Origin of the sequence: Herbaspirillum lusitanum P6-12 (genome assembly GCF_000256565.1) — a bacterium.
Taxonomy (GTDB): Bacteria; Pseudomonadota; Gammaproteobacteria; order Burkholderiales; family Burkholderiaceae_D; genus Herbaspirillum; species Herbaspirillum lusitanum.
The window spans coordinates 1-7,133 of the sequence record NZ_AJHH01000480.1; the positions used below are offsets into that span (position 1 = coordinate 1).

Genomic DNA, 7,133 nt, shown 5'->3' on the forward strand with positions numbered 1-7,133 from the left:
AACCCGGCCGGCGTCGCTCTGAGTTCGTTTCCGGGCTTCAATTGCAGCAGAAAGGACATCCCATGCACAAGCCACAAGACATCCCGCCGGTAGAAGTGCCGCCGCTGGATCCAAATCCGCCGCAGGATCCGATTCCTCACCAGAACCCGCAATGAGGAGGAGCACGCATGCATACACCGCAAGAGACGCCGCCGACCGCACCGCCGTCTAAAGACATCCCGCCGGACGAATACAACCCGGTGGAAGATCCGCCTCTCAATCCGCCCGAGCCCGGCATGCCCGAGCCGCCGGAAACGCCGGTCAGAATGGCATGGCACTGATAGCGGAGAGGAGAGCGCAGGCCACAAATTGCGCGCACCGCAACGCAATTCAAAAACGATTTAGCAAAGGAGTACAGCATCATGGCAACCAGCACTCTGGATCCGGACGTCCTGCCGACTTCCGATCGACAATTGAGCAAGGGCCACGACAACCATGCCCTTGGCCCGGGCGACAGCTCGGATAGCGGTAGCGACATGACGAACGTCGCCACTGAAGCCGACAGCGATTCGCACGGCACCGGCGAACGCGTCTCGGTCGAACGCGGCGAACGTGATCGCGCTCCGGAAGTGCCGGAATCGGTCGAGCAGGTCGCCAGCGATGAGGAAAGCGGCGAAGACATCGTTGCCGCCGACGAACGTGAACTTGAAAAACAGACGGATAGCGTCAAGGAATCCCAGAAGATCAAGCGCGACCAGGATCTCGACGACGCCCTGGAGGACACCTTTCCCGCCAGCGACCCGATCAATCTGACGCCCGAACCGCCCAAAAAGGTGGCGAAGGCTCCCGATCAATAACGGAACATGCAGTAATCCAAGCTGCTCCTGAAATCCAGGCGGGCCGGTTTTCCATTTGGAGAACCCGCCCGCAAGCGTTTCTGCAAGCCGTTTCCGGGTTGCCAGAATCGCCTGCGACACCTATACTGCCGGGGTAGCATTGCCTTGGGTATCCGGTGGATGGTCATTCACTGGATTTAATCGGGAAGTCGGTGCGTTTGTCGGTCAATTTCAGTGAATTTCGGTGATCTTTTGATATCCATCGTCATTTCAATGTCATTGTGATCCGTCAGGCAAAACCCACGCTGCCCCCGCAACGGTAAGCGAATCAGCGAATCTGCATCCAGCCACTGTGCACCGGTGTTATCAACACGGCATGGGAAGGCGCAGGTTCCGATTCCGGCGAGATCATGCTCGCCGTGGATCATTCGCAAGCCCGGAGACCGGCCCTCGGTATACGATTTGTTTTGTATCGCGGAGGGCGATCAACGGACTGCTTCCCGGAATGCTATTTTCTTTGCACCCCGCGTTGTTTCCTGATTTTCCTTCGTGACGGTTCCGCTGTGCTGCTCTGCTACTGGTGCCGCAAGCGGTTGGTTTCAATCCGGCTCAGGCCCACCCGAAGGAAAACACATGGCAATCATCACCGGCGCATCCGCCCCCGATACCGACGCACTCGACTCCGGCTCCTCTTCTCCTTCTTCCACCGGCTCGCGGCTCTGGCGCGACCGCATCTTGCCGGGCCTGACCGCATTCGTGTTCGGCGCCGCGTTGATCTACGCCGCCGGTTTCGCCTCCGCCGTCGAACTGCACAATGCGGCGCATGACGGTCGCCATTCGGCCGGTTTTCCTTGCCATTAAGAAGCCGCGCGGAACATCCCGATGATCAATTTCGCAGTATTGCGACGGATTGCCTCCGTCGTCCTGTTGGCCGGCGCGCTGGCCGGCCTGTTGCTCACAGCCGTGCAGCAGTTGCAAGTTTCCCGGATCATTTTGCAGGCGGAAGTCTACGAAGAAGCCGCGGCCGCCAAGGCGCATGAGCTGGCGCATGCCGCCGCTTCTGCACCAGCCTCGGCCGGCGCGCCTGTTGCCGCGGAATCCCCCGAACATGAGCACGAACATGAGCACGAACACGGCGATGAATGGGAGCCCGCCAACGGCTTCGAGCGCACCGCCTACACCGTGCTGGCCAACGTCAGCATGGCGATCGGCTTTGGTTTGTTCCTCGCTGCCGCCATCGTCGTCAGCGGCAGGAAAGTGACCTGGCGTTCCGGATTGCTGTGGGGCGCGGCCGGTTACCTGGTGTTTTTCGTCGCGCCGTCGCTGGGCTTGCCGCCGGAAGTGCCGGGCACCCTGGCCGCGCCGCTGCAGGCACGCCAGTTCTGGTGGGTGATGACGGCGGTGATGACGGCGGCCAGCCTGGGCCTGTTCGTCTTTACGCGCGCCTGGTGGTGCAAGCTGCTGGCCGTGGCCCTGCTGGTGGTGCCGCACCTGGTGGGCGCACCGCAGCCCGAGGTGCATGGCGGCGTCGCGCCCGAAGAGCTGGCCCACGCCTTCATCCGCGCCACCGCCCTGGCCAACGCCGTCTTCTGGCTGGCCCTGGGCGGCCTGACCGGTTTCTTCTACCGCCGGTTCGGCTGACCTCCCCGGCGCCGGTCTGCGGGCCGGCGCCATCCGCATTGGCATCGCATCGCGGCGCTCCTGAAAGTCAAGCAATGAGAACTCATCACCGCCACGTGCTCATGTGCGTCGGCCCGCGCTGCACCGAAGACGGCGTGCTGGCCGAAGCCATGTTTGCCGTGCTGGGCGAACAGATCGACGCGCGCCCCGAGCTGCGCGTCAAGCGTACGCGCACCCACTGCATGGTGGCCTGCAAGGCGCAGGCGCCGGTGGTGGTGGTGTATCCCGAAGGCGTCTGGTATCGCTGCGAGGATGCCGCCGCCATCGAACGCGTGGTGGTTGAGCATCTCGAAGGCGGACGGCAAGTCACCGACCTGATCTTCCATCGCCTGGGCAGCGGCGACGTCAATCCCGAGGAGCCGGAAAATGTCTGACCAGGCAACGCAATTCGTCGCCGCGTCTGCACCGGCTGCACGCATTGCCGTGCTGACGCACGCGTCCACCGACCTGGCCATCCTGCATCACGCGTTGACGCAATTGCCGGGCGATTTTCCTGCGACCATCGGCATCAACCTGCAGGGCGTCGAAAACGAAGCACGCATGAGCGAGCTGTTGCAGAGCGAACTGGCCGATGCCGACATCATTGTGCTGCGCATACTCGGCCGTCTCGGCAGTGTCGCCGGTTTCGCCGAATTGCTGCGCCACGCGCAACGCCAGGGGCGCCATCTGATCGCGCTCAGCGGCGCCGGTGAACCCGACGCCGAACTGGCGGCGGTGTCGACCGTGCCGGACGACGTGCTGCGCGAAGCGCTGGCGTATTTCCACGGCGGCGGCAGCATCAACCTGGCGCAGTTCTTACGCTTCGTATCGGATCGCCTCCTGCTGACCGGCTTCGCTTACGAGCCGGCAGTGGCCTTGCCCGATCACGGCATCTATCATCCGGATCTGGAACAGGATGCCGGTATCGCCGATTGGCTGCGCTTGCGCATCGACGTCGCAGGCCGCCGCAAACCGGCCGTCGGCGTCATCTTCTATCGCGCGCACTGGATGAGCGGCAATACGCGTTTCATCGATGCGCTGGTGACGTCGCTGGAGCAGCGCGGCATGGATGTATTGCCGATTTTCACCGCTTCGCTGCGCACGTCGGCGGCGGACTCCGACCTGCCTGCTGCGCTCAGTTATTTCTCGGGAGAGAAGGGGGCGCATGTTGATGTCCTGATCAACACCACCTCCTTCGCCATGGGTGAAATCACGCCGGGCGGCCCGACGCCTGCCGGCTGGTCGGTATCGGTACTGGAAAAACTCAACGTGCCCGTGCTGCAAGCCATGACCAGCGGCATGACGCAGGACCAGTGGGAAATCTCCACGCGCGGCATGAACCCGCTCGACGCCGCCATGAACGTGGTGCTGCCAGAGTTCGACGGCCGCATCATCAGCGTGCCGCTGTCCTTCAAAGAGACCACCGACAGCGGCGCGGTACAGTACCAGCCGCTGCCCGACCGGGTCCGCCGCATCGCCGGCCTGGCGCAACGGCTGGTGCGTCTGCGCAGCACGCCCAATGCCAACAAGCGCATTGCCTTCATCTTCACCAATTCCAGCAGCAAGGCCTCGCAGATCGGTAACGCCGTCGGCCTGGATGCGCCAGAGTCCTTGATGGCCGTCTTGCGGGCGCTGTCGGCCGACGGCTATGCCATCGATGCATTGCCGCAGACCGGGACAGCCCTGATCCACGAACTGGTGGACCGCTGCTCCTACGACGACATCCTGCTCACAGAAGACCAGTTGCGCCGCGCCGCCGCCCGCATTCCAGCGGCGCGCTACGCACAGTGGTTCGCCGCCTTGCCGACGTCCCTGCAAGAAAAGATGCAGCGCCAGTGGGGCGCAGCCCCTGGCCAGGCCTATGTGCATGACCAGCATCTGGTCATCGCCGGCCTCGACCTGGGCAACGCCTTCGTGGCCCTGCAACCGCCACGCGGCTACGGCATGGATCCGGATGCGATCTATCACCAGCCCGACTTGCCGCCGACGCATCATTACTACGGCCTGTATCGCTGGCTCGGCGATGAATGGGGCGCGGACGCCATCGTCCATGTGGGCAAGCACGGCACGCTGGAATGGCTGCCGGGCAAGGGCGTCGGCCTGTCGGAGAACTGCTTCCCCGATGCGCTGCTGGGCGACATGCCGTTGTTCTATCCGTTCATCATCAACGATCCGGGCGAAGGTTCCCAGGCCAAGCGGCGCGGCCACGCGGTCGTGGTCGATCACCTGACGCCGCCGATGACCACCGCCGACAGCTACGGTGCGCTGGCGCAGCTGACGCAACTGGTGGATGAGTACTACCAGGTCGAAGTGCTGGACCCGTCCAAGCTGCCGTTGCTGCAGCAACAGATCTGGGAGCTGGTCAAACAGACCAATCTCGACAGCGACCTGCAGATGAAGCTGCTCCATCACGATCATGACCATGATGACGGACACGGCCATCATCACGGCCATGCGCATGATCACAGTCACCACGATCACGATCATCATGACCATGATCATCCGCACGACCACAGTCACGAAGGGGAATTGCCCGAAGCGTTCAGCGGCATGGGCGGCTCCGACGTCGCCCATCTGATCGAAGACCTCGACGGCTATCTGTGCGAACTCGGCGCGGCGCAGATCCGCGACGGCCTGCACATCCTCGGCCGCGCACCGGATGCGGCGCAGATGCCCGACATGCTGGTGTCGCTGACGCGCCTGCCGAACCAGGACATCCCCGGCCTGCAGGAAGAAATGGCGCGCCTGTTCGGCCTCAAGCTCGACATGCTGCTGGAGAACAAGGGCCAGCGCCTCAACGCCGACAGCGCGCTGGCGCGCATCGCCGGTCGCGCCGTGGTCACGCGTGCCGATGCCATCGAAGCCATTGATGACTTATGCGTGCGGCTGATGCAGACGCTGCAAGATAGCGGCTACAAAGCCGATGCCATCGGCGGCATTCTGCAATCCATGTTCGGTGACCTCAGCATCGACAAACCGCGTCTGCAAACGGCCTCCCTGCGTCATTCAGGCAGCGTGATCGGCCAGATGAAAATGCAGGCGCGCGCCAGGCCCCCGGCGGCAGCGCCAACGATCGCAAAAGCAGCGGAACCGACGGCGGACAAATTCGCCGCCTTGCGCCGCGTCCTCGATTTCACCTGCCGCCAGTTGCTGCCCAACCTGCACCGCGCCGGCGACGAGATCGGCAATCTGCTGCTCGGTTTGGAAGGCGGCTACGTGCCCGCCGGGCCGAGCGGTTCGCCGACGCGCGGCATGGCGCACATCCTGCCGACCGGGCGCAATTTCTATTCAGTCGATCCGCGCAGCGTGCCGTCGCAATCGGCCTGGCGCGTCGGTCAGCAACTGGCGCGCGAGGTATTGGAAAGGCATTGGCGCGAAACCGGCGCCTATCCCGAGAGCGTCGCCATCAGCATCTGGGGCACCAGCGCCATGCGCACCCACGGCGACGACGTGGCGCAGATCCTGTGCCTGCTCGGCGTGCGCCCGGTGTGGCGTCCCGGCAATCGCCAGGTGTCCGGCATCGAGGTGGTGCCGCTGCAAGAACTGCAACGTCCGCGCATCGACGTCACGACGCGCATCAGCGGATTCTTCCGCGACGCCTTCCCGCAACTGATCGACCTGATCGACGACGCCGTCAACGCCGTCATCGCATTGGATGAGCCGCTCGACCAGAACTTCGTGCGCAAGCATTACCTGCAGGAGCTGGGCGAGTGGACAGGCAAGGGGCTCGACAAGGATGAGGCGCAAGAGCGCGCCGCCTATCGCATCTTCGGCGCCAAGCCCGGCAGCTACGGCGCCGGCATCCTGCCGCTGATCCAGGAAAAAAACTGGCAGACCGACGCCGATTTCGCCGAGGCCTACATCAATTGGGGCGGCTACGCCTATGCGCGCAAGTTGGGCGACAAGCAGGGCAGCGATCAGCGCGATGCTTTCCGCACGCGCCTGTCGGGTGTGCAAGTGGCCCTGCACAATCAGGACAACCGCGAGCACGATATCTTCGACAGCGACGATTACCTGCAATATCACGGCGGCATGATCGCGACCATTCGCGCCCTGACCGGCCAGCAGCCGCGCCATTATTTCGGCGACAGCCACGATCCGGCGCGTGCGCAGGTACGCGACCTGAAGCAGGAAACCTTGCGTGTGTTCCGCTCGCGCGTGGTCAATCCCAAATGGCTCGACAGCATCCAGCGTCACGGCTACAAGGGCGGGCTGGAGCTGACGGCGACGGTCGACTATCTGTTCGGCTACGACGCTACCGCTCAAGTCATGGATGACTGGATGTACGAGCAACTGGCGCAGACTTACGCCTTCGATCCCGGCATGCAGCGCTTCCTCGAAGAAGCCAATCCCTGGGCCCAGAACGCCATTGCCGAACGCTTGCTGGAAGCGGCAAGCCGCGGCATGTGGGCCGAGCCGCAGGCGCAGACGCTGGAAGACTTGCGCCAGCTTTATCTCAAGAGCGAAACCTTGCTGGAGGCGCGCGGCGAAACCCCGCGCGGAGTCTGATATGAGCGTCCCCCTGTTTCCATTTTCAGCCATCGTCGGCCAGCCGCAACTGAAGAATGCCTTGCTGCTGTGCGCAGTCGATACGACACTGGGCGGCGTCCTGATCCGCGGCGACAAAGGCACCGCCAAGAGCACCGCGGCGCGCGGCCC

The 7,133-nt window shown here is 63.7% G+C and carries 6 protein-coding genes and 1 riboswitch; all 6 genes read left to right on the forward strand.

Features of this window, described 5'->3' with window-relative positions:
- The first annotated feature begins 167 nt into the window (after positions 1-167).
- The 6 genes from HLUSI_RS33455 (at position 168) to HLUSI_RS0116065 (ending at position 6,983) form a co-directional block, all read left to right on the forward strand.
- Positions 168-320, forward strand: coding sequence for a hypothetical protein (locus tag HLUSI_RS33455; protein WP_016834940.1), 153 nt, complete (start codon positions 168-170; stop codon positions 318-320).
- Positions 321-401: 81 nt separating this feature from the next.
- Positions 402-836 (forward strand): hypothetical protein, encoded by a 435-nt coding sequence (locus tag HLUSI_RS0116045; RefSeq protein ID WP_016834941.1) that lies wholly within the window; start codon positions 402-404, stop codon positions 834-836.
- Between the two features lie 129 nt (positions 837-965).
- Positions 966-1,281: riboswitch (cobalamin riboswitch) on the forward strand.
- 167 nt (positions 1,282-1,448) lie between these two features.
- On the forward strand, positions 1,449-1,676 hold the full coding sequence (locus HLUSI_RS0116050; protein WP_016834942.1) for a CbtB domain-containing protein: 228 nt from the start codon (positions 1,449-1,451) through the stop codon (positions 1,674-1,676).
- Positions 1,677-1,697: 21 nt separating this feature from the next.
- Entirely contained in the window at positions 1,698-2,456 is a 759-nt protein-coding gene (locus tag HLUSI_RS0116055; RefSeq protein WP_016834943.1) for a CbtA family protein, read from the forward strand.
- 74 nt (positions 2,457-2,530) lie between these two features.
- Complete coding sequence (locus HLUSI_RS0116060; protein ID WP_167321471.1) at positions 2,531-2,869, forward strand: (2Fe-2S) ferredoxin domain-containing protein; 339 nt, start codon at positions 2,531-2,533, stop codon at positions 2,867-2,869.
- Positions 2,862-6,983 (forward strand): cobaltochelatase subunit CobN, encoded by a 4,122-nt coding sequence (locus tag HLUSI_RS0116065; protein WP_016834945.1) that lies wholly within the window; start codon positions 2,862-2,864, stop codon positions 6,981-6,983. Before HLUSI_RS0116060 ends, HLUSI_RS0116065 begins: the two co-directional genes overlap by 8 nt.
- Positions 6,984-7,133: the final 150 nt, after the last annotated feature.

What these genes read in the sequence shown, in the direction of transcription:
- HLUSI_RS33455 (WP_016834940.1), top strand. Translation starts at nt 168, where the DNA reads ATGCATACACCGCAAGAGACGCCGCCGACCGCACCGCCGTCTAAAGAC.
- HLUSI_RS0116045 (WP_016834941.1), top strand. Translation starts at nt 402, where the DNA reads ATGGCAACCAGCACTCTGGATCCGGACGTCCTGCCGACTTCCGATCGA.
- HLUSI_RS0116050 (WP_016834942.1), top strand. Translation starts at nt 1,449, where the DNA reads ATGGCAATCATCACCGGCGCATCCGCCCCCGATACCGACGCACTCGAC.
- HLUSI_RS0116055 (WP_016834943.1), top strand. Translation starts at nt 1,698, where the DNA reads ATGATCAATTTCGCAGTATTGCGACGGATTGCCTCCGTCGTCCTGTTG.
- HLUSI_RS0116060 (WP_167321471.1), top strand. Translation starts at nt 2,531, where the DNA reads ATGAGAACTCATCACCGCCACGTGCTCATGTGCGTCGGCCCGCGCTGC.
- HLUSI_RS0116065 (WP_016834945.1), top strand. Translation starts at nt 2,862, where the DNA reads ATGTCTGACCAGGCAACGCAATTCGTCGCCGCGTCTGCACCGGCTGCA.